22 protein-coding genes are annotated in these 19,876 nt (G+C 40.0%); 4 read left to right on the top strand and 18 right to left on the bottom strand.

The features are described from left to right. Positions 1–52 precede the first annotated feature (52 nt). The gene (locus tag ACHFIZ_RS11940; RefSeq protein WP_410886102.1) at positions 53–622 is read left to right on the top strand and encodes a Maf family nucleotide pyrophosphatase; all 570 of its coding nucleotides are present in this window, start codon (positions 53–55) and stop codon (positions 620–622) included. On the opposite strand, the gene ACHFIZ_RS11935 is transcribed toward ACHFIZ_RS11940, so the two are convergent. The 7 genes from ACHFIZ_RS11935 to ACHFIZ_RS11905 form a co-directional block, all read right to left on the bottom strand. Further along, on the bottom strand, positions 619–1,521 hold the full coding sequence (locus tag ACHFIZ_RS11935; protein WP_410886100.1) for an exopolyphosphatase: 903 nt from the start codon (positions 1,519–1,521) through the stop codon (positions 619–621). The two genes, ACHFIZ_RS11940 and ACHFIZ_RS11935, sit on opposite strands and share 4 nt — an antisense overlap. 72 nt (positions 1,522–1,593) lie before the next feature. Beyond that, positions 1,594–2,781: a molecular chaperone DnaJ gene (gene dnaJ / locus ACHFIZ_RS11930; RefSeq protein ID WP_410886098.1), complete on the bottom strand. Its 1,188-nt coding sequence runs from the start codon at positions 2,779–2,781 to the stop codon at positions 1,594–1,596. A gap of 1 nt (position 2,782) precedes the next feature. Then, positions 2,783–3,379, bottom strand: coding sequence for a nucleotide exchange factor GrpE (locus tag ACHFIZ_RS11925; RefSeq protein ID WP_410886096.1), 597 nt, complete (start codon positions 3,377–3,379; stop codon positions 2,783–2,785). A 127-nt stretch (positions 3,380–3,506) separates the two neighbouring features. Further along, on the bottom strand, positions 3,507–4,190 hold the full coding sequence (locus ACHFIZ_RS11920) for a cell division ATP-binding protein FtsE (protein ID WP_410886095.1): 684 nt from the start codon (positions 4,188–4,190) through the stop codon (positions 3,507–3,509). 1 nt (position 4,191) lies between these two features. Next, on the bottom strand, positions 4,192–4,395 hold the full coding sequence (locus tag ACHFIZ_RS11915) for a fructose-6-phosphate aldolase (RefSeq protein WP_410886093.1): 204 nt from the start codon (positions 4,393–4,395) through the stop codon (positions 4,192–4,194). A gap of 48 nt (positions 4,396–4,443) precedes the next feature. After that, positions 4,444–6,312, bottom strand: a complete 1,869-nt coding sequence (locus ACHFIZ_RS11910; RefSeq protein ID WP_410886091.1) for a gliding motility-associated C-terminal domain-containing protein — start codon at positions 6,310–6,312, stop codon at positions 4,444–4,446. 106 nt (positions 6,313–6,418) lie between these two features. Beyond that, positions 6,419–7,444 (bottom strand): acyl-CoA reductase, encoded by a 1,026-nt coding sequence (locus ACHFIZ_RS11905; RefSeq protein ID WP_410886089.1) that lies wholly within the window; start codon positions 7,442–7,444, stop codon positions 6,419–6,421. Positions 7,445–7,519: 75 nt separating this feature from the next. Between ACHFIZ_RS11905 and ACHFIZ_RS11900 the strand changes: the two genes are divergently transcribed. Beyond that, positions 7,520–7,870 carry a 4Fe-4S binding protein gene (locus ACHFIZ_RS11900; protein WP_410886087.1) on the top strand — a complete coding sequence of 117 codons (351 nt, stop codon included), beginning with the start codon at positions 7,520–7,522 and terminating at the stop codon, positions 7,868–7,870. 47 nt (positions 7,871–7,917) lie between these two features. Here ACHFIZ_RS11900 and ACHFIZ_RS11895 read toward each other — a convergent pair whose 3' ends face one another. Further along, the gene (locus ACHFIZ_RS11895; RefSeq protein WP_410886085.1) at positions 7,918–8,373 is read right to left on the bottom strand and encodes a universal stress protein; all 456 of its coding nucleotides are present in this window, start codon (positions 8,371–8,373) and stop codon (positions 7,918–7,920) included. Between the two features lie 81 nt (positions 8,374–8,454). Here ACHFIZ_RS11895 and ACHFIZ_RS11890 point away from each other — a divergent pair, with 81 nt between their 5' ends. Further along, positions 8,455–9,234 (top strand): C40 family peptidase, encoded by a 780-nt coding sequence (locus tag ACHFIZ_RS11890; RefSeq protein WP_410886084.1) that lies wholly within the window; start codon positions 8,455–8,457, stop codon positions 9,232–9,234. On the opposite strand, the gene ACHFIZ_RS11885 is transcribed toward ACHFIZ_RS11890, so the two are convergent. The 10 genes from ACHFIZ_RS11885 to hisG form a co-directional block, all read right to left on the bottom strand. Next, entirely contained in the window at positions 9,231–9,707 is a 477-nt protein-coding gene (locus ACHFIZ_RS11885; protein WP_410886083.1) for an OsmC family protein, read from the bottom strand. The two genes, ACHFIZ_RS11890 and ACHFIZ_RS11885, sit on opposite strands and share 4 nt — an antisense overlap. A gap of 85 nt (positions 9,708–9,792) precedes the next feature. Next, entirely contained in the window at positions 9,793–10,692 is a 900-nt protein-coding gene (locus ACHFIZ_RS11880) for a WD40 repeat domain-containing protein (protein WP_410886081.1), read from the bottom strand. 6 nt (positions 10,693–10,698) lie between these two features. Next, entirely contained in the window at positions 10,699–11,295 is a 597-nt protein-coding gene (gene hisIE / locus ACHFIZ_RS11875) for a bifunctional phosphoribosyl-AMP cyclohydrolase/phosphoribosyl-ATP diphosphatase HisIE (RefSeq protein WP_410886080.1), read from the bottom strand. A 12-nt stretch (positions 11,296–11,307) separates the two neighbouring features. After that, positions 11,308–12,063 carry an imidazole glycerol phosphate synthase subunit HisF gene (gene hisF, locus ACHFIZ_RS11870; protein WP_410886078.1) on the bottom strand — a complete coding sequence of 252 codons (756 nt, stop codon included), beginning with the start codon at positions 12,061–12,063 and terminating at the stop codon, positions 11,308–11,310. Positions 12,064–12,067: 4 nt separating this feature from the next. Then, on the bottom strand, positions 12,068–12,817 hold the full coding sequence (gene hisA, locus ACHFIZ_RS11865; protein WP_410886076.1) for a 1-(5-phosphoribosyl)-5-[(5-phosphoribosylamino)methylideneamino]imidazole-4-carboxamide isomerase: 750 nt from the start codon (positions 12,815–12,817) through the stop codon (positions 12,068–12,070). A 1-nt stretch (position 12,818) separates the two neighbouring features. Continuing rightward, on the bottom strand, positions 12,819–13,412 hold the full coding sequence (gene hisH / locus ACHFIZ_RS11860) for an imidazole glycerol phosphate synthase subunit HisH (RefSeq protein WP_410886074.1): 594 nt from the start codon (positions 13,410–13,412) through the stop codon (positions 12,819–12,821). Positions 13,413–13,426: 14 nt separating this feature from the next. After that, on the bottom strand, positions 13,427–14,560 hold the full coding sequence (gene hisB / locus ACHFIZ_RS11855) for a bifunctional histidinol-phosphatase/imidazoleglycerol-phosphate dehydratase HisB (RefSeq protein WP_410886072.1): 1,134 nt from the start codon (positions 14,558–14,560) through the stop codon (positions 13,427–13,429). A 3-nt stretch (positions 14,561–14,563) separates the two neighbouring features. Next, positions 14,564–15,604: a histidinol-phosphate transaminase gene (gene hisC / locus ACHFIZ_RS11850; protein WP_410886070.1), complete on the bottom strand. Its 1,041-nt coding sequence runs from the start codon at positions 15,602–15,604 to the stop codon at positions 14,564–14,566. 38 nt (positions 15,605–15,642) lie between these two features. After that, on the bottom strand, positions 15,643–16,929 hold the full coding sequence (gene hisD / locus ACHFIZ_RS11845; RefSeq protein ID WP_410886068.1) for a histidinol dehydrogenase: 1,287 nt from the start codon (positions 16,927–16,929) through the stop codon (positions 15,643–15,645). A gap of 66 nt (positions 16,930–16,995) precedes the next feature. Next, complete coding sequence (hisG, locus tag ACHFIZ_RS11840) at positions 16,996–17,847, bottom strand: ATP phosphoribosyltransferase (RefSeq protein ID WP_410886066.1); 852 nt, start codon at positions 17,845–17,847, stop codon at positions 16,996–16,998. Positions 17,848–18,289: 442 nt separating this feature from the next. Here hisG and ACHFIZ_RS11835 point away from each other — a divergent pair, with 442 nt between their 5' ends. Further along, entirely contained in the window at positions 18,290–19,867 is a 1,578-nt protein-coding gene (locus ACHFIZ_RS11835; protein ID WP_410886064.1) for a L,D-transpeptidase family protein, read from the top strand. Positions 19,868–19,876: the final 9 nt, after the last annotated feature.

Below are 19,876 nucleotides of genomic sequence, written 5' to 3'. Positions count from 1 at the left end.
ACATTATCAAATAATAAAAGCGACTTCGGGTCGCTTTTATTATTTTTGTCATATGTATCAGCAAAGCTTACCAATCATTCTTGCTTCGAAATCTCCCCGTCGACAAGAATTAATGAAATCAATGAACCTCGATTTTAAAGTCCTTGTAAAAGACGTTGATGAAAGTTTCCCAGATAACTTATTGCCGGCAGAGATTGCTGTACACATTGCAGAGAAGAAGGCTGCGGCTTTTTTAGATCAAAGTATCGATAACATTGTTATCACTGCAGATACAATTGTTGCATATAAGACTGAGATCCTTGGAAAGCCGGAAGATGTCACTCATGCGAGGGAAATCCTAGAGAAACTGTCGGGAACCAACCATCAGGTTTATACAGGAGTTGGTATTTCCTATAATGGGCACACCGTTTCTTTTTTCGACATTACAGAAGTATTCTTTAATCAACTTACAACAGAACAGATCAATTATTACATCAAAAATTATAATCCATTCGATAAAGCGGGTGCCTATGGTATCCAGGATTGGATAGGACTGATAGGGGTGAAGAAGATTATTGGTTCTTACACTAACGTTATGGGACTGCCTACTGAAAAGCTTTATCAGGCTCTCTTAAGTATTTAATTAAGGGTAGACAATACCCCCATTTTAAGATCGTACGTCGATACGCTAAATTTTTCAGGATTTATCATCTCCAGAGTGTAATTGGTAAGCAATGATGCGATAACGATCATGTCGACACGAAGCTTGATTAGTCCTTTGAAATTTGTTCGTTCACTATGTGTGGACATAATTAATTTTTCAGACAACTCAAAATAGCTGCTAATAGAAATTGTACTCTCTTTCAGTTGTTTGATATCGACGTCATCATTAATCATCGTGGCAAAGCTTTCGAACGCTCCGGCTGAACCAATTAAATGTAAAGGTTTGTGACGGTCACAAACCGCTCTCAAATCAGACAATTCAGTTCTAAGTTTTAGGCAAATAGCTTCCTGATCCTTTTTGCTTATGGGATCAGATTTAAAATATGCTTGTTGTAACCTTGCAGCGCCAATGTCATAGCTTTTCTTCCAAAGGACTCCTCCATGATTACATAGAATAAATTCAGTACTTCCGCCACCGATGTCTACGATAAGCGAGGTATTGTCGATTAAGCCAGTAGCATTAACACCTTGGTAAATGTAATCGGCTTCTTGATCCCCATTAATAACTGTGATCTCAATACCAGCTTGTGCTTTGGCCGCATTCACGAAATCTAGTCCGTTTTTTGCGCTCCTTATTGCCGATGTTGCAATAGCCTTCACAATGTCAACATTATGCTTGCTGATTTCCTTTTTAAATTCTTTTAAGGCGATAATTCCACGTTCAAATGCCTCCGGAATGATGATGTTCTCATTAATCTTCCCTTCCCCGAGCTTAACTGGCAGGTTTGTTTTAAAAAGCGTCCTAAGATTTCCAGCAGAAAGTTCAGCTATGATTAGATGAAAAGTATTTGTTCCCAGATCTATTACGGCAGCAGTCATACAGGGGGTCTTTAAAACCCAAATGTACAAAAAAGCCACCTTGAAGGTGGCTTAGTAAATTATATTTGACTATTACTCGAAGTATTCTTTCATTTTTTCGAAAAAACTCTTATCGTTCTTGCCCGGTTGAGGCTTGAAGTTAGGGGATTCTTTAAGTTTTTCCAGCATAGTTCTTTCTTCTAAGCTTAATGCTTTTGGAGTCCAGATGTTAACGTGGATAATCTGGTCGCCTCGGTGGTAAGAATTCACTTCCGGAATACCTTTGCCTTTCAAACGAAGAAGCTTGCCACTTTGCGTTCCGGGCTCAATCTTGATCTTTGCTTTACCGTCAATTGTTGGTACCTCTGCGCTGTAGCCTAATGCTGCGTCTATAATAGAAACATGCAGATCATAAACCACGTTGTTACCTTCGCGTTTCAAAGATTCATGTGGCATCTCTTCAATTAAAATAATCAAATCTCCTGGGATACCGCCGTTAGGGGCAGCATTACCTTTACCGCTCATGCTCAATTGCATGCCATCGCTGACACCTGCAGGAATGTTGATAGAGATGGTCTCTTCTCCACGGGTAGTCCCTTCACCATGACAAACAGTACATTTAGAAGTGATTTGTTGACCGCTACCATTGCAGGTGGGGCAGGTTGAACTCGTTTGCATCTGACCAAGAATGGTATTGGTTACCCGTCTTACCGCGCCACTACCACCACAAGTTTTGCAAGTGCTTACAGATGATTTATCTTTTGCGCCTGTACCATCACATGTTTTACAATTGACCTGTTTATTTACTTTTATCTTTTTCTCTGTTCCGTTGGCAATCTCCTCCAGTGTGAGTTTTACTTTGATTCTGAGATTGGAACCTTTAGCTACACGTCTGCCTCCACGAGACTGTTGTCCGCTACCTCCAAAAAAGCTGTCGAACGGACTACCACCACCACCTCCGCCGCCATTGCCGAAAATGTCTCCAAACTGGCTGAAGATATCTTCCATGTTCATGCCGCCGCCGCCATAGCCACCACCTCCGCCTTGAGAAGCACCACCTACACCTGCATGACCATAATGGTCATAGCGCTGCTTTTTCTCGCCATTACTCAGTATTTCGTAGGCTTCAGCAGCCTCCTTAAATTTATCCTCAGCTTGCTTATCACCAGGATTCTTGTCAGGATGGTATTTAATGGCCATTTTACGGTAGGCCTTTTTAATTTCTTCCGCAGATGCACTTTTGGTTACACCCAATACATCATAAAAATCTCTCTTGCTCATATTAACTTCCTACTACCACTTTAGCGAAGCGGATCACTTTATCATTTAATGTATAACCTTTTTCAAGCTCATCAATTACTTTTCCCTTCATATCCTCAGTATGAGCAGGTATTTTGGTAATGGCTTCATGGTTGTCGGTATCGAAAACAGTATTGATGCTTTCCATCTCTTTCAAACCTTTTTGTATCAAAAGGTTTTTTAGCTTGCTGTGTACCAAATTAATTCCCTCACGGACCGCTGTGACGTCAGTTGCACCCTCCATCGCTTTATTAGCCCTGTCGAAATCATCCAAGACAGATAGCAAAGAAACGATAATGTCCTTGCCTGCCGTTTGCAATAATTCTACTCTTTCCTTTTGTGTACGACGTTTGAAATTATCAAATTCAGCAAATAGTCGTAGGTATTTATCATTCAAAGCAGCGTTGTCCTGTTGCAGTTTTTCTTCTACAGACAATTCTGGAACAGTTTCTTGTTCGGGGTTTATTGTGTTTTCATTAGTGTCAGCAGCAGGCTGCTCGTCTTGCGTATTTACTTGTTCGTTCGCGTTCTCTTCCACAGATTGATCTTCGTTTATGGTTTTCTTCTTCTTGCTAAACATGGTATAGTAGAATTTTTGAGTTAAACTCAAATGCTTTGCCAATACCCCATATCCGTCATGCTGTCAGATTTTTATGGGATAGACTGACCATTATGACGGAAAAAGAAGATTTTGTCAGCCGTATTATCTATACAATTTTTGCGTCTTCATGAACCAGACCTCCTTCGCATTTTATAATTCTAGAAGGGAAGGTGCGAATCATATGGTAATCATGAGTAGCCATTATGACTGACGTACCACCTAAACTGATTTGCCTCAATAGCATTACAATCTCTTCTGATGTATCGGGATCCAGGTTACCTGTAGGCTCATCTGCAAGAATGATTTCCGGATTATTTAACAATGCTCTTGCGATTACAACCCGTTGTTGCTCACCACCTGATAATTCATGAGGCATCTTTCTAATCTTAGAACGAAGCCCAACTTTCTCCAAAACGTCTTTAACACGTTCATCGATAAGCACGTTGTCTGTCCATCCTGTGGCCTTCAACACGAACTCGAGATTTTTCTCTATTGTTCTATCTGTCAATAGCTGGAAGTCTTGAAATACAATTCCCAGTTTTCTTCTTAAGAATGGAACATCCTTGATAGCAAGATTCTTGAGGTCAAAGCCTGCAACCAAACCGTCTCCATTGCCAATATGTAGGTCGCCATAGATTATTTTAAGTAAACTACTTTTCCCAGACCCTGTTTGACCGATTAGGAAAACAAACTCACCTTTCGAGATATCTAGATTTACGCTAGATAATACCAGATGCTTTTGTTGAAATACATCTACGTTTCTTAAACTTATAACTGTGCTTTCCGCCATTTTAAATATCAATTTTAGCGATTTTACCAAATGGTAAATCATTTACAAATTCCATAATAAAGGATAGTTTATCTGCAAGGCCGAGTTTTTCCAAAGATTTATCTGGTCTATCTACCCTGAAATAAGCTAACAAAGTGAATTTATCATCCCTAAGCTGAACATAATCGGGTATTTTGGCAATGCCTTTTACCTTTATAATATACATCAGGTCAAAAATAGTATTTCAAATTGAGAATTGCGGCATAGCCGGAGTTTATCTGATTAAGGTGACCGGCCCTGAAAGCGGTTTTATATCTGGCCCGAGGTTAATCAGGTAATAGTAAACGCCAACTGGTACATCAATATTTTTACGCTTACCATTCCAGGGCTTGAGGTAATAATCGGTCGTCTCATAAATGAGTTCACCATACCTGTTCATTATGGATACTTTAGGTTTTGCATAAGTGTCAATTGCTATAATATTCCAAACATCGTTTGTTCCATCACCATTCGGACTAAAGCTAGCTGGAATAACCAGTTTTTCATAAACCAGCACGAAGGCTTGATCTACGGCGGTAACACATCCTAATGCAGATGTGACATTTAGCGTATAGGTTGTACTTTCAAGGGGTGAAGCTACTGGATTGAGTTTTTTGGGATCATCAAGGCGGGTAGAGGGAGTCCAAAAATAGCTAACCTGATCTCCGGCTGCGACACCACTTAGCGTTGTACTGCCACCAAGGATGATTTTTTTATCCTCACCCGCCTTTGCAACAGGCATTTTGTTTACCACCACAGTAACCTGAACTGATCTGTCGCAAGAGCCGTTAGAAACCAGTACAGTGTAGGTAGTCGTTTGCAAAGGAGAAGCCATTGGATTTGCAATATCCGTTGCAGATAGTCCGTTAGATGGGGTCCAGGTATAGGCCGTACCACCGCTGGCTTGTAACTCTACCGCCGACCCTTCACATACCGACGGCATTGTATTCTCGACTTTTGGTGATGGTGGAGCAAATAAACTTACCTCCACTTCTGAACTCGCGGCACAGCCTCCGCTTGTTACGGTAACATTATACTTTCCCATCATTGCAAATGTTGGACTTTTTATGATTGGGGATTTTAGAGTGGATATCTGATTTCCCTGAGGGTTAAACCATTGATAGGTTCCTGCTGCATCTGCTACATCAAGTATTAGGTCATCTCCTACACATGGCCGATTGCTAATGGCCTTTGGAATAGGGTATTTGTTGACATAGATAGTCATCACTGGTGATACAGTACGGCATAAGGAGGAATTAAAGTTCGTCGGCTCAGCCACAGCAAGACGAAACTTATATATGCCAGAAACAGCATTACGGAATTCATAATTCATTGAAGTACCTGTTTCGCCAGCAATATCAACCCAATCTGTTCCTTCATTGATCTGCCACTGGTATTTAAGTGTACTGCTACCCGTAACTCCAGCTGAAAAGTTATAAGTGGCGGTGCTATTCTCGCAAAGATTCTGCTCTGTGAATGTTTTATTGTTTATACTTGAAGTAATTTTAGGTCCGCAAGCCCTGAAGGTGATGTCATCAAGAGCCAGGTCATTACCTCCACCACCGGGCGCGTTGTTTGTCATACGGATTTTTACACGACCTGCTCCTGTTGTACTGAACTGAAAGCCATATTGCTTCCAATTGGGGTTTCCATTTGGCATATCGCCAGTACTAAAAGTCCCCAAGCTGGTTCCGTTAACGTCAAGAATAGTAAATGTGACGTTTGGGCGTATACCATTGCCTATTAAAAGATTGGCTATCCATGCGGCGAATTCATAAGTGGTATTTGGACACAGGTCAATTGGATTACTTGATTCATAAAAAACACCAGGATCCAAAGCTGCATTTACGATCATCATATAGCCATCGAAATCGTTTGGCGTGTGGTTGAAAATTTCATACCAACCCCTGTTTAGACCTATAGTGCTTTGAGCTATGGTGTAATCACCTTCACCATTTACATTGCCAAAGGGGATGTAGCGATAGGAAGTAATAATGTCTGGCCTCGGACCTCTGCCACCTCCTCTGCCAAAATCGATGTTAACAACAGGATCTCCCAAAGATCCCTCGCATATTTGGGCATCTGTATAAAGTATACTTAACATCAATATGGCTATTAATGCAAGCGTTTTGATATGGAGACCGTGCTGAACCACAATTAAAGATGGAGTTTAATATAATCTTAAAAAATGAATTGTTACAAAAAATTATTTAGTCATTGAGGCTATTCAGGAAATCTATGGTATTTACGTTATCTGCATAGTCCCAAAGTTTCGGGTGCTGACTATCTCCAAAATGGAGGACACATGTATTTATTGCTAGAGCTGCTTTAGAAACAATACATTGAAGATTCTCTTCGTGGTTCTTTAGCGCATTTTCCAAATCCTTCAATTTACTGTAACGTTCAAAGTAAAGTACGGCCAAGGGGGAAGAGAAGCCTTTATCTTCTTTTAATAAAAGAAAACCATTGTCGAAGTGTTTCGCGCTATTCACCAAGTAAATTGACTTATTGTATTCGTAGTTGTTGTTGTATTTGAAATGATTGATGATGTCATTATATTGCTCCAATGGCTCAAAAAACTCCTTGATGTCGTAATTTTCAGGCAGATATATTTTTGAAACATTTCTACAGCCAAGCCCAAAATAATCAAACAGATCATGACCTAAATCTGCAATATCTTCTTTGGTTTCATTTCCGGATAATACAGCGACACTTGTTCTGTTTTTCCTGATGATATTGGGAACTTTTCCAAAATAGTATTCAAAATACCTGGATGTATTATTGCTTCCGGTAGCAATAACCGAATTGAAGTCTTTGAGTCTTTCTACATAAACTATTTGCGCGGCTAAAGCGGGTTCAATCAGGCATAGTTGCTTTAGAACTGCAGGTAATAATTTATCATCAGATGAGGATAATTTTATCAATGCTATATTGCCGGTTGCAAGGACGGATAACACGTCATGAAAGCCAACTAATGGAATGTTGCCTGCTAGTATTAACCCTACTCTTTTCGGAAATGCTGTAACATGGATCCCTTCAAACCACTTTTTCAAATCCTCTTCATTTAGCATCTGATTCAATGCATTCAACGATCTATCAACTTCTTGCTCTGTAAACCAGGCATTGCTATTTCTTGCAGACGCGATGAGATCCTTGAAATCCTGATCAGGTTCAGCGAGAAATTGACTTAGTTTTTTAAATGCAATAATTAGTCTTTCGACTGTAAGGATTGGCATATTCCAACAATTTTAAAGTTTAAGTGTTATATTTGCCCTGCAAAGGTAAACTTAGCAAATAGAATTTAACGAAACATGGCTATTATAATAACAGACGAATGTATTAACTGCGGAGCATGTGAGCCTGAATGCCCCAATAATGCAATCTACGACGCAGGCACAGCCTGGAGATTTTCTGATGGTACCAATCTAAGTGGTATTATTGACTTTGGTGATCAGCAGATAGATGCGGGATTTGCTCAGGAAGCAGTTTCCGATGAGGTTTATTATATTGTTTCAGATAAATGTACCGAGTGTAAAGGCTTTCATGATGAACCTCAATGTGCTGCAGTATGTCCTGTAGATTGTTGCATCGATGACGAAGATGTCCGCGAGACAGAAGATGAGCTTTTAGCGAAAAAAAACTGGTTACATCAGGAAGGATAAGCAGAATTATAATTTTTGAAAAGGGCGTACGAGAGAACGCCCTTTTTTTATATAACCTCTTCGTATTTATTTGGGATGATCAGTACAGGGCAAGCAGCCTTTCTGGCAACGTGTTCAGCAACACTCCCCATTAAAAAGTGATAAAGTCCCGTTCTACCGTAGGTTCCTATAACAATTAAATCCGATCCATACTCATCAGACTGTTGGATGATCCCGTGTGCTGCGCTGTCAATAACGCTCAAATAAATAGTTGGAACTCCATTACTAAATTTATTTTCAATTTCTTTCAACAAAACATGACTGTTTTCTTCGCTATTGTCATAGGTGTCCAGAAATACTGGTGCAAGAGATAAGTCAGGGTTTACATTTGCCGGAACAGGTTCAATTATGTTTACGAGTGCCACCTCTGCCCCAAATGTCTTGGCGAGGTCGTATCCCGCCTTTGCAGCTTTTTCTGAGCATGTGCTATTGTCAACAGCGATGAGGATTTTTCTGGGATTCATATTCTTTTTAATTAAGTTTTAATACAAATTATATAACAAATTAACTGTCCAAAAGTTTACTTTTATGCTACTGATAAAATTATGGAGCAAATATTTGGAATATGTCGGGTATCTGTTGCCCCAATGAGGTCTGAGCCATCAGATAGGTCAGAAAATGCTTCTCAGTTATTATTTGGCGAATTTGTTGAAGTATTAGAGCAGCTGGAAAAGTGGTGGTACATAAGCGCTGAATTTGACGGTTATAAAGGCTGGATAGACTTCAGGCAACTGACACTGATATCCCTGGAAGAGTACCTGATGGCAAAAGTTACAAGATATCTGTCGCCAGCCCAAGCCCTTAATGCTTTAGTTGATCCGCAGGGAAACAAACTTTATCTTAGTCCAGGTAGTAACCTGCCTAATTTTAAAGCTAGTGAATGTTTTTTAAACAATCAGAAATATGATGTATTATTTACCCCTCAAAATCCGGAGTGGACAGACATTGATAGGCTTATTTCTACAGCTTCATTTTTTTTAAATGCCCCATATCTATGGGGTGGCAGAACATTCTTCGGAATTGATTGCTCAGGCTTTGTTCAAAACGTATTTAAGCTCAATGGAATCGGACTTAGGAGAGATGCCTGGCAGCAAGCTGAGCAGGGAAAGACTGTAGACTTTCTGCAAGAGGTTGTGCCTGGTGATGTTGCTTTTTTCGATAATGATGAAGGTAAAATTACACACGTGGGCATTATGCTGAACAATTCAGAGATCATTCATGCCTCCGCAAAAGTAAAGATAGATCCTATGGACAACCAGGGAATATTCAATGTCGAACTTGGAAAGTACAGCCATAAACTTAGAATAATAAAGCGATTTATTTAAGACCGCTCAACAATGTATTGTGCTTCATGAAGGACAGGGAAGTTGCAGGAGTTGGCAATGAAACACATTTTATTCGCATTTTCATGTAATGATTTTGCTAGCTGGATTTGAGATTCATCGGTAATGGTAACTATTGGAAACAATTTCACTTCGGTAAAGTGTCCGCTGCCACTTTCAACTTCAGTCATTTTGCCGACTGCTTCATCCTTGTAATCCAATACTACAATTCCGTTTTGCGAACAAAGATGTAAGTACCACAACATGTGGCAGGAGGAAATAGAAGAAACTAACAGATCTTCCGGATTATGCCTTGTCTTATCGCCCATGAATGCAGAATCCGAAGAGCCTAAAATATCGGCCTTTTGGGCAACTGAAATCACGTAGCTTCTTTCATAGGATCTGTAATCCATTGTGCCTGATCCTTTATTACCTGTCCATACTAAATTAGTAGTATACTGATGTTCTTTAGACATAATTTTACATTTGATTATTCCCAAATTAAGAAAATCTTTTGGCAAACGGGGAATTATAATAAAGTGAGATGGCCCGGAAGATAGGTTAGGATTGGAAACGCCAGATCATAACTTGTCGGTCGTCCCCCGTAGAGATTAAATAACGACCATCCTTGCTCCACATCAATTTATTGATAGAATGAAAGTGCCCTTCTGTTCGTTTCTCCAGGCTTAAGATCTTGTATAGTTTCAAGTCTTCAGAGCTCCAAAGTTTGATGCTTTTATCCTGGCTACAAGTTGCAAAATAAGGTGCAGATGGGTGGAAAGCTATTCCGTAAATGCTAAACATATGCGCGCCAACCTGATTTTGCAGTTCGTATCCAGGTAAATTCCAGAACTTTAATTGTGCATCCCTGCCTCCTGATACCAGGAAAGTCCCCATGGGAGCATACTGTAAAGATGTGACCGGCATTTTGTGCCCAGTGAATTGTCGTTGAAATGCGAAATCTGATGAATTGTAAATTCGTATGACCCCATCTTTGCAGCCTAAAGCAACCTCCGTTTCATCATTGCTTACAGCGATTACGCGTAGGGTATCGTTTATCACATTAAAATTATACAAGAGGGAATAGTCCTTGAGAGACCAAACCGCTACATTTCCATCTTCTCCCGTGCTGATCAACTCTTGCTTATGCGCAATTGTTTTCAAATCGAAAACTGCTCTTTTATGGAATGACAGAGTTGCTCTGATTACGTTTTCTACAGTGTCGAACACCGTTATCACTCCACTTCTCTGAGCTATGAATAAAAGATTTTCGAATCGATGAAGCGCGTAAACAGAACTTTGAACAGGTACCAATACTTTAACAAAAGCCATACGCTCTAAAGACCATTCTACAACGCCTTTATCGTTACCAGCACTATAAAATGTATTGGGGTCTAAACCATCACTTAAAGCGTAAATTGGGTTTTGATGCCCCGATAATGTATGTAAATGCGTTAGCATTTTTTGCTATAATTTTTTAATGTGCCTACCTTCCAGGTTAATTCCTATATCAGCTAAGGACTTTCCCTTTTCCTTAAGTAAAACTAGCAGATGGAACATAAGATCGGAACTTTCGTTCACAAAGTCTTCATCAGTTTCTGCCAATGCGGCAATTACAGTTTCTACACCTTCTTCACCAACCTTTTGAGCTATTTTATTTAGGCCTTTCTTACGTAATTTGTTAACGTATGATTCCTCTGCAGGATTATCATACCGATCAGTTATGATCTTCTCGAGCTCGAAGATGAAATTTTGATTGTAGTTTGTCTTAAAACAACTGCGGGAACCAGTATGGCAAGTCGGTCCAACGGGAGTTCCCTTAATTAGTATCGTATCGTTGTCGCAATCAATGTGCGTGTCCTCTACATAAAGGAAGTTGCCACTTTCTTCACCTTTAGTCCAAAGTCTGTTCTTAGAACGCGAGAAAAAGGTTACTTTTCCTTCAGCTTGAGTTTTATCCCAGGCTTCTTGGTTCATATACCCAAGCATTAAAACCTCGAGAGTCTTTGAATCCTGTATAATTACGGGAACAAGGCCCTCAGTTTTGTCGAAATTTATCTTCATTATGCGTTGTAGTTATAACCTAACTGGTATGTTGTGTTTTTTTAATTCTTGTTTCAAATAGGGAATAGGGATCTCACCATAGTGAAATACTGATGCTGCTAACGCGGCATCAACCCCAGTCTTCAAAAAGACTTCTGTAAAATGTTCTATTTTACCCGCACCCCCAGAGGCGATCACCGGAATATTGATTGATCTGGCAACTTTTTCTAACAAGGAGCAATCAAAGCCATTCTTGGTGCCATCATGATCCATGGAAGTAAGTAATATCTCACCCGCCCCGAGACCTTCTGCTCTCCTAATCCAATCTTCTGTTTCCAATTCTGTAATCAGCCTACCACCGTTCAGATGTACCATATTCCTACCGTCGACTAATTTTGTATCAACAGCCAATACCACGAATTGCACTCCGAAGGCTTTCGCCAATTCTTCAATTAATGCAGGATTCCTTACAGCTGCAGAATTAATACTTATTTTGTCGGCTCCTGAATTTAAAAGTGCCTCAGCATCGCCAACGGATGTTATTCCACCACCGATTGTAAAAGGAATATTTAGCTGACGCGCAACAGATTTAACCATTTCAATGGTAGTACCTCTTCGTTCATGTGTAGCAGTGATGTCCAAAAACACGAGTTCATCGGCACCCTGTTCTGCATATTGCCAAGCCAGTTCCACTGGATCACCCGCATCCCGTAAGTCAACAAAGTTAACGCCTTTAACTGTCCTCCCATCTTTGACGTCCAAACAAGGAATAATTCGTTTGCTTAGCATCTAATTATAAGGAAGTCATTTGCTTTAAATTCCATTCTTTAATCTCATCGATGCTTACCCTATTTTCATAAATAGCTTTTCCGACTACCACCGAACGGATATCCAGCTCGGCAAGGTCCTCGATATCTTTCATCGAACTGATACCACCAGACGCGATTAACTTAATAAAAGGAGAGTGCTCTAGTAGCTTTTTATAAAGATCAATTGCAGCCCCACCTAATTTTCCGTCCTTATTGATGTCTGTACACAGAAACCTAAAAAATCCAAGTTGCAGGCATTTGTCAACATAATCCATCAGCTTTATCGGCGAGCTTTCCATCCAGCCAGAATACTTGATCACTTCATCAAGAACATCAATCGCAATTACGATCCTGTTGGCATAGTCATATTTTTTGCCCACTTCAGTACTCAATTCCTTTAGAAAATCTGGGTTGGTGATTGCCTGTGTACCTACAATTACTCGTTGAATACCGGCGTCTAGTAAATCCGTTACTTGCTTAATGGTTCGGATACCGCCACCGTATTGCACTTTCATGTCAGTATTTCTGATAATTTCAAATAGCTTAGCCTGATTACTAAAATCACCTTTGGCTCCGTTTAAATCGATAATATGAATAAATTCAGTGCCATTTGAACGATAGGTCTCAATCATTTCCGCAATGGACACATCGTATACCGTCTTCTGGTTATAATCGCCTTCTCTTAGGCGAACCACTTTTCCATCTAAAATATCAATTGCAGGAATTATATACATTTTACTGTTTTAAGTTTGAAAAATTCTTTAATAGGCGTTCTCCGGCAATACCAGACTTCTCCGGATGAAATTGGACACCATAGAAATTGCCTTTCTGAACGGCCGCTGAGAATGGCATTCCATAATTTGCAGCTGCGATGTCAAAAATAGGGTTATATTCAATAAAGTACGAATGAACAAAGTAAAATTGTGCACCATTTTCCACACCTTCAAACAATGGGTTGTTTTTATGCTCAATGTTATTCCATCCCATATGCGGAATCTTAATGCCTTGATCCTTATCGAATAGCCTTGTATTCACTGGAACAATGTTCATCATGTCAGCGTTTCCTTCTTCCGAATGTGCAGTGATCAGCTGCATTCCAACACAAATTCCTAAAACTGGTTTTTTCAGGGCCTTGAGTGGCCCAACCAAACCTGTCTGCTTCAACTTGCGCATGGCGGTGCCTGCATGTCCAACTCCAGGGATAATGATGTGTGTGTATTTTTCAAGATCAGCTTGGTTATTAACCATCCCATAAGGTAATTTCAACCTTTCCAGAGCAGAGGTAAGCGAAAATATATTGCCTGCACCGTAGTTTATAATTCCAATCATGTCTTAATTTCTATTTATAGGACTCCTTTAGTACTCGGCAGTACCAATTTCTCCGCATCCCGTTTGATCGCCATCTTGATTGCTTTAGCGAAAGCCTTAAAAATGGACTCAATCTTATGGTGTTCATTCTCTCCCTCTGCTTTGATATTTAAGTTGCATTTTGCAGCGTCGGTAAATGACTTAAAGAAATGGTAAAACATCTCGGTGGGCATATCTCCAACCTTTTCACGCTTAAAGTCCGCATCCCAAACTATCCAGGGCCGACCACCGAAATCAATCGCGACCTGTGCCAAACAATCGTCCATTGGTAAGCAAAATCCGTACCGCTCAAGACCTAGTTTATTACCAATTGCCTTAGCAAAGGCCTCACCTAAGGCAATGCCAGTATCCTCAATGGTATGGTGTTCATCAATCTGAAGGTCTCCGTCTGTTTTTATCTTTAGATCCATACTGCCATGTCTCGCTATCTGTTCAAGCATGTGGTCGAAGAAGTTCAGGCCTGTGGATATCTCCGCTTTTCCTGTTCCGTCAAGATTTAATTCAATGCGGATTTTAGTTTCATTTGTATTTCGTTCCTGAACAACAGTCCTTGAACCTGCCTTTAACATGGTGTAGATATCCACCCAGTTTTGCGTTTGTAAAGCGACCTGTTCGCTTAGCGTCTCTGCTTTTTCCATCATCTCATTCACACCCAACAAGTCGTTGTTGCGAAGCCAGATTGCCTTAGCGCCAAGGTTTTTTGCTAAAATAACATCATTCAGTCTGTCGCCAATCACGTAAGAGTTCTGCATGTCGTAACCTTCTTGGAGGAAATGTAGAAGCAATCCGGTATTGGGTTTTCGTGTAATGGCATTTTCATGGGGGAAAGTCTTGTCAATGATCACTTCTTTAAACACTACACCTTCACCTTCCAACGTTCTCATAATCAAATTGTGGATAGGCCAGAAGTTCTCTTCCGGGTGTGAGGAAGTACCTAATCCGTCTTGATTAGTCACCATAATTAGTTCATAGTCAAGTTCAGCGGCAATCTTAGACAGGTAATAAAGCGCCCTTGGATAAAATACTAGTTTTTCTATAGCGTCAATCTGCTCATCTTCAGTTTCTTTGATGATGGTTCCGTCTCTGTCGATAAATAATACTTTTTTCATTGTTTAAATATTTTTTAATGCATTCAATAGTATCTCGTTTTCTCGAGCTGTACCTATCGTAATTCTTAGGCAGCCTTCGCAAAGGGTTACTTTTGATCGGTCGCGGATGATGATCCCTTTTTCAACTAAAGCGTTGTAGGTATTCAAAGCGTGGGCAACCTCTACTAGAATGAAGTTGGCGTCAGAGGGATAAACCTTTTTAACGATTGACAGCTGAATCAAATCTGTACTAAGTTTATTTCTTTCTTCGACAGTGATTTTTATCCAGTCGTTCACCTGATCAATGTTTTCAAGTGCCTGCAAAGCAATATCCTGCGTAGCCTGATTAATGTTGTAAGGTGGCTTTACCTTATTCAAAATGTCAATTACCGGTCTCGCCGCGAAAGCCATTCCCAGTCTTAACGCCGCCAGTCCCCATGCTTTCGAAAACGTTTGCATCACTACCAAATTCGGATATTCCGTAAGCTCTTGGATGAAAGTGCGTTGTTTTGCATAGTTTATATATGCTTCATCTATAACTATAAGGCCATTAAAGTTGGCTAGAACGGTTTCTATATCGGTCCGATTAATCGAATTCCCCGTCGGGTTGTTGGGCGAGCAAATGAATATTAACTTAGTGTTTTCGTCCATTGCTTCGGCGATGCCATCAAGATCCAATTGAAAGTTAGGTAGTAAGTTCACCTTTCTAATTTCTATATTGTTGATATTCGCAGATACTTCATACATGCCATAAGTAGGGGGCAGAATGATTACGTTGTCTTTTCCAGGCTCACAAAATGCACGGTAAAGTAAGTCTATAGCCTCATCACTGCCATTTCCAAGGAATGTGTTTTCAATTGGAACGCCCTTGATCTTGCTTATTGCATCTTTTAAATTAATCTGAAGGGGATCAGGATAGCGATTGTAATTTTTTTCAAGAGGCGATCCGTAGCTATTTTCGTTTGCATCTAAAAATACGCTTGCCTGCCCTTTGTATTCATCCCTGGCAGTGGAATACGGTTTTAGATTCTTAATATTTTCTCTTTGTAAACTGTTTATGTCCATCTCAATATTTATTATTTAATCAGTTAAGCATTCTATGCTTAATCTTTCAAACGGATACTTATCGCATTTTTATGGGCGTCCAAGCCCTCTGCAGCAGCTAAAACTTCTACAGTATTCCCGATATTCTTCAGTCCCTGCGCTGTGATGTGCTGGAACGTGATCTTTTTTACAAATGAATCAAGGGAAACTCCTGAGTATGCTTTGGCAAAGCCGCTTGTAGGGAGTGTATGATTAGTCCCTGAAGCATAGTCTCCCACACTTTCAGGAGTAAGGTTTCCTAAAAATACAGAACCAGCATTAATTATCGAAGGGATTATGGACTCGAAGGCGGCCGTAGCAAGTATTAAATGTTCGGGAGCATAGGCATTGCTGAATGCAATCGCTTCGTCTAGATTCTGAACCAAAACCGCGTAGGAGTTACCAATCGCCTTCGAAGTTACTTCTTTTCGCGAGAGTAATTCAAGTTGGAATTCTACTTCCTGAAGCACCTTGTTGATGATCTCACTCGATGTTGAAACCAATATGGCCTGACTATCGGGACCATGTTCCGCCTGAGCTAATAAGTCGGAAGCCACGTATGACGGGTTGGCAGTTTCGTCGGCAATTACTAAAACCTCCGATGGTCCGGCGGGCATGTCAATTGCAGTCATTGCTGCCGATTGTACCAGCTGTTTTGCTTGAGTAACATAACGGTTTCCAGGTCCGAAAATCTTATACACTTTTGGTACGGTTTCGGTGCCGTAAGCCATAGCTGCGACAGCCTGTGCACCACCCGCCAGATAGATCTTTTTGATCCCTAATTTCATAGCGCAATATGCCACATAGGAGTTTGTTTTTCCATCTTTTTGCGGCGGTGAGCAAACCACGATTTGTTGGCAACCCGCAAGCACAGCAGGTATTCCCAGCATTAAAAATGTGCTGGGCAAAACTGCAGATCCACCCGGAATATAAAGGCCAACCCTTTCTATTGCCCGACTCTCTCTCCAGCATTTAACACCGGCCATCGTTTCCACTTTCTGCTCCTTGGAAACCTGGCTGCTGTGGAAGGTTTTGATATTTTCGTACGCAACATCTATCGCTGCTTTCGCGTCATCCGGGATGGTTGATGCTATTTCAGAAATTTCTTCGAAACCTATAAAAAGGTCATGCAATTTTATCTTGTCGAACTGAAGTGCGTAGCTTCTCAGTGCATCGTCTCCGCAGATTTTTACCTCCTGAACGATCTCAGAAACTCTAGCTTTGATACTTTCATCGTCTCCGAGTTGCCGCATACAAAGTTGCTCAATATCTGCTTCAGATAAATCCTTATAACTGTAGATTTTCAATGTCTTATCTTTTATTGTTAACTATTGGTTAATGATAGAACAGCCGTTATGGCAGAACATTATGTTTTAAGTGATGATTTTTTCGATTGGCATAACGACAATTCCTTCAGCTCCCGCGGCCTTAAGGCTATTTATCTTTTCCCAAAAATCGTGTTCTGTAATTACGGAATGTACAGCTACCCATTCCTCGTCAAATAGAGGAACTACAGTTGGACTCTTTACGCCGGGCAAAAGATCAACGACTTTTTGAAGGTTGGCTTTAGCAACATTCAGAACCACATATTTTGTTTCTTTTGCTCTCATTACAGAACGGATTCTTTGCAACAATTCCTGAACCTCTGGCAACAGATCTGATCCTTCTTTACCAATCAGAACAGCTTCAGATTTCATCACCTCAGCAAAAGGTTTCAGGCCATTACTCTTCAACGTTCCTCCAGTAGACACGATGTCACAGATGGCATCGCTCAGACCTAAACCTGGACCAATTTCTACAGACCCGGAGATAGTTCTAACTTCTGCGTCGACATTGTTTTCTTTAAGGTATTTTTCAAGAATCATTGGGTAAGAAGTGGCTATCGCTTTACCACTTAACTGAGCGATTTCGGTGATCTGACTTTCGTTTGGAATAGCGATTTTCAGGGTGCATTTTCCGAAGCCAAGTTTCTGCAAATAGGTAACCTCCGCGCCCGTCTCAACGATTACATTTTCACCAACAATACCAAGGTCGGCTATGCCATCTTGTACATATTCTGGGATATCGTCATCTCTTAAAAAAAGGATTTCAAGAGGGAAGTTGGTAACTGTTGTTATTAAAGAGCTTTTGTAATTCTCGAAAGAAAGTCCACAGTTTTTAAGAATCTCTACTGATTTTTCGTTTAACCTACCCGATTTCTGGATAGCTATTTTGAGTGTTTTCAATTTGTGCTTTTTGAATTATTGAATGGAAAATAAAAATTGATCGGAAACAAGTTTTGAAGTACAAAACATTACATATACATCGCCAATTGGCGATGGTACAAATGTAAGTGATGATTCAAAGAAGTAAACATTTTAATTTTTTTATGTCCTGTTCAATAATGACAAGCATTATGAGGAGATGCAAATATAGTTATACAAATGAGAAATCAAAAATTACTATGCAATACTTCCAGCTCATGCGCTTGAACTATTGCTATTTGTCGCAATATCTCAAAATGCGAGGTAGGCTTCTACTCGTGGATTCTGGTATTCGTCTGAAGCTCCAAGTCTGCGTGCGAATTGTTTACTAAAATTCAGCAAACAAGACTTATTTTTTTGAAAAAGTAGCATACTGAAAACCATGATGGCACTTAAATTGCTCTTTTCGTACAAAATACATCTATTGAAAAAAATATTACTTGCTTCTACTGTTTTTGTGCTGCTACTTTCTTCATGCAAATGGTTTAGACAGACGCCTGAGATAGGTTTGCTGTTGGAAAAACGCTTTAAAAACAAGTTGTACAAAGATTTTGATACAGCGGCATATAATAAGGTATTTACCGAACACTTTTATTCAGTTTCCAAAGAACTGCCAAATCTCAAAATATTAAAGGCTTTTTATCAAGCACAAAACCAGCACCCGGTATGGATTCAAAAGTTCTATTTTAATGGAGAATTAGATAGTCTGAACAGCTACATCTCCCGTAGCAAGGTACATGGTTATAACCCTAAGATCTTTAACAGCGAAAAGCTGGACTCACTACTAAAAACTTTAGGCGCAAACCAATTTAAGGACATAAGCGAAGTCTATCCCATAATTGCTGATTTGGAGCTTACAGCGACTGAATCTGCCATCAAGTATTATAATTTCGTAAACTTCGGAAGTCTAAACCCTAGAAAGTTATTTACAAGATATTATATTCCCGTGAAGCGACCTGATAGCACAAGTATGATGGGTGTGCTCAACACAATGAATCTAACAAGCCTATTAACGGAGATTCAACCAACAACCGAAACATACACTGTGTTGCAGAAAGCCTTGACCAACTACGAGCTGCTACCATCTAAAGATCCACATGCGATTATGACGGTGTTGGTCAATATGGAACGCCAACGCTGGAAACTTCCAGAACTTGGAGATGAGTACGTAGAAGTCAATATTCCCGATTTTTCTCTGACATGGTTTAATAAAAAGGATACGCTTTCACACATGAATGTCTGCGTTGGTGGGAAAAGAGAGAATGATTATGCCGTTAAGCTTCAGCAATTTCTTAAGACTAAAAATCTGGATGATAAGCCAAAGAATCATGAAACACCGATATTATACAGTAAGTTTAATGCTATACAGGTAAATCCGATCTGGAATATTCCAATAAGCATTGCAAGAAGCGAAATCTACTACATGGCCAGAAGGGATCCATATTACCTTTCAAATAATAACATTAAGGTATATTACAGAGGTCGGGAGATCCTTGATCCAGACACGATTCAATGGGATAAGTATTCCAGAGAAAAGTTGCCTTTCCAGTTTAAACAAGGATCGGGAGATAGAAATGCATTAGGTAAGTTTAAGTTCATTTTTGATAACAATTCAAATATTTACCTGCACGATACGAATAATAAAACTGCATTTAAGTATTCAAATCGTGCCATCAGCCATGGATGTGTGCGGGTGGAGCGGCCATTGGAGTTTGCCGAGAACCTGATTAAAGATAAAGAGGAATATGATATTTTAAGGATGGAGGTTAATCTGCCTCCTGTCGACACTATTAACATGCAGCGTTACAAACGCAAACTTGCGAAAAAAGCAGATACCGTTAACACTTTCGAATTGAAACCAAAATGGTTTGGAGTAAAAAAACAGATCCCAATAATGATCAACTACCTGACGGCCTGGGCTCAAAACGGTGTACTGCAGATTAGACCCGACGTTTACCAACTGGATGAAACTTTATATGATGCAATGAGAAAATTCATGTAAAAGTTCTAC

Source organism: Pedobacter sp. JCM 36344 (assembly GCF_046546555.1).
Taxonomy (GTDB): domain Bacteria; phylum Bacteroidota; class Bacteroidia; order Sphingobacteriales; family Sphingobacteriaceae; genus Pedobacter.
This window is presented reverse-complemented; position numbering and strand designations above follow the sequence as displayed.

What these genes read in the sequence shown, in the direction of transcription:
- ACHFIZ_RS11940 (WP_410886102.1), top strand. Translation starts at nt 53, where the DNA reads ATGTATCAGCAAAGCTTACCAATCATTCTTGCTTCGAAATCTCCCCGT.
- ACHFIZ_RS11935 (WP_410886100.1), bottom strand. Translation starts at nt 1,521, where the DNA reads ATGACTGCTGCCGTAATAGATCTGGGAACAAATACTTTTCATCTAATC.
- dnaJ (WP_410886098.1), bottom strand. Translation starts at nt 2,781, where the DNA reads ATGAGCAAGAGAGATTTTTATGATGTATTGGGTGTAACCAAAAGTGCA.
- ACHFIZ_RS11925 (WP_410886096.1), bottom strand. Translation starts at nt 3,379, where the DNA reads ATGTTTAGCAAGAAGAAGAAAACCATAAACGAAGATCAATCTGTGGAA.
- ACHFIZ_RS11920 (WP_410886095.1), bottom strand. Translation starts at nt 4,190, where the DNA reads ATGGCGGAAAGCACAGTTATAAGTTTAAGAAACGTAGATGTATTTCAA.
- ACHFIZ_RS11915 (WP_410886093.1), bottom strand. Translation starts at nt 4,395, where the DNA reads ATGTATATTATAAAGGTAAAAGGCATTGCCAAAATACCCGATTATGTT.
- ACHFIZ_RS11910 (WP_410886091.1), bottom strand. Translation starts at nt 6,312, where the DNA reads ATGTTAAGTATACTTTATACAGATGCCCAAATATGCGAGGGATCTTTG.
- ACHFIZ_RS11905 (WP_410886089.1), bottom strand. Translation starts at nt 7,444, where the DNA reads ATGCCAATCCTTACAGTCGAAAGACTAATTATTGCATTTAAAAAACTA.
- ACHFIZ_RS11900 (WP_410886087.1), top strand. Translation starts at nt 7,520, where the DNA reads ATGGCTATTATAATAACAGACGAATGTATTAACTGCGGAGCATGTGAG.
- ACHFIZ_RS11895 (WP_410886085.1), bottom strand. Translation starts at nt 8,373, where the DNA reads ATGAATCCCAGAAAAATCCTCATCGCTGTTGACAATAGCACATGCTCA.
- ACHFIZ_RS11890 (WP_410886084.1), top strand. Translation starts at nt 8,455, where the DNA reads ATGGAGCAAATATTTGGAATATGTCGGGTATCTGTTGCCCCAATGAGG.
- ACHFIZ_RS11885 (WP_410886083.1), bottom strand. Translation starts at nt 9,707, where the DNA reads ATGTCTAAAGAACATCAGTATACTACTAATTTAGTATGGACAGGTAAT.
- ACHFIZ_RS11880 (WP_410886081.1), bottom strand. Translation starts at nt 10,692, where the DNA reads ATGCTAACGCATTTACATACATTATCGGGGCATCAAAACCCAATTTAC.
- hisIE (WP_410886080.1), bottom strand. Translation starts at nt 11,295, where the DNA reads ATGAAGATAAATTTCGACAAAACTGAGGGCCTTGTTCCCGTAATTATA.
- hisF (WP_410886078.1), bottom strand. Translation starts at nt 12,063, where the DNA reads ATGCTAAGCAAACGAATTATTCCTTGTTTGGACGTCAAAGATGGGAGG.
- hisA (WP_410886076.1), bottom strand. Translation starts at nt 12,817, where the DNA reads ATGTATATAATTCCTGCAATTGATATTTTAGATGGAAAAGTGGTTCGC.
- hisH (WP_410886074.1), bottom strand. Translation starts at nt 13,412, where the DNA reads ATGATTGGAATTATAAACTACGGTGCAGGCAATATATTTTCGCTTACC.
- hisB (WP_410886072.1), bottom strand. Translation starts at nt 14,560, where the DNA reads ATGAAAAAAGTATTATTTATCGACAGAGACGGAACCATCATCAAAGAA.
- hisC (WP_410886070.1), bottom strand. Translation starts at nt 15,604, where the DNA reads ATGGACATAAACAGTTTACAAAGAGAAAATATTAAGAATCTAAAACCG.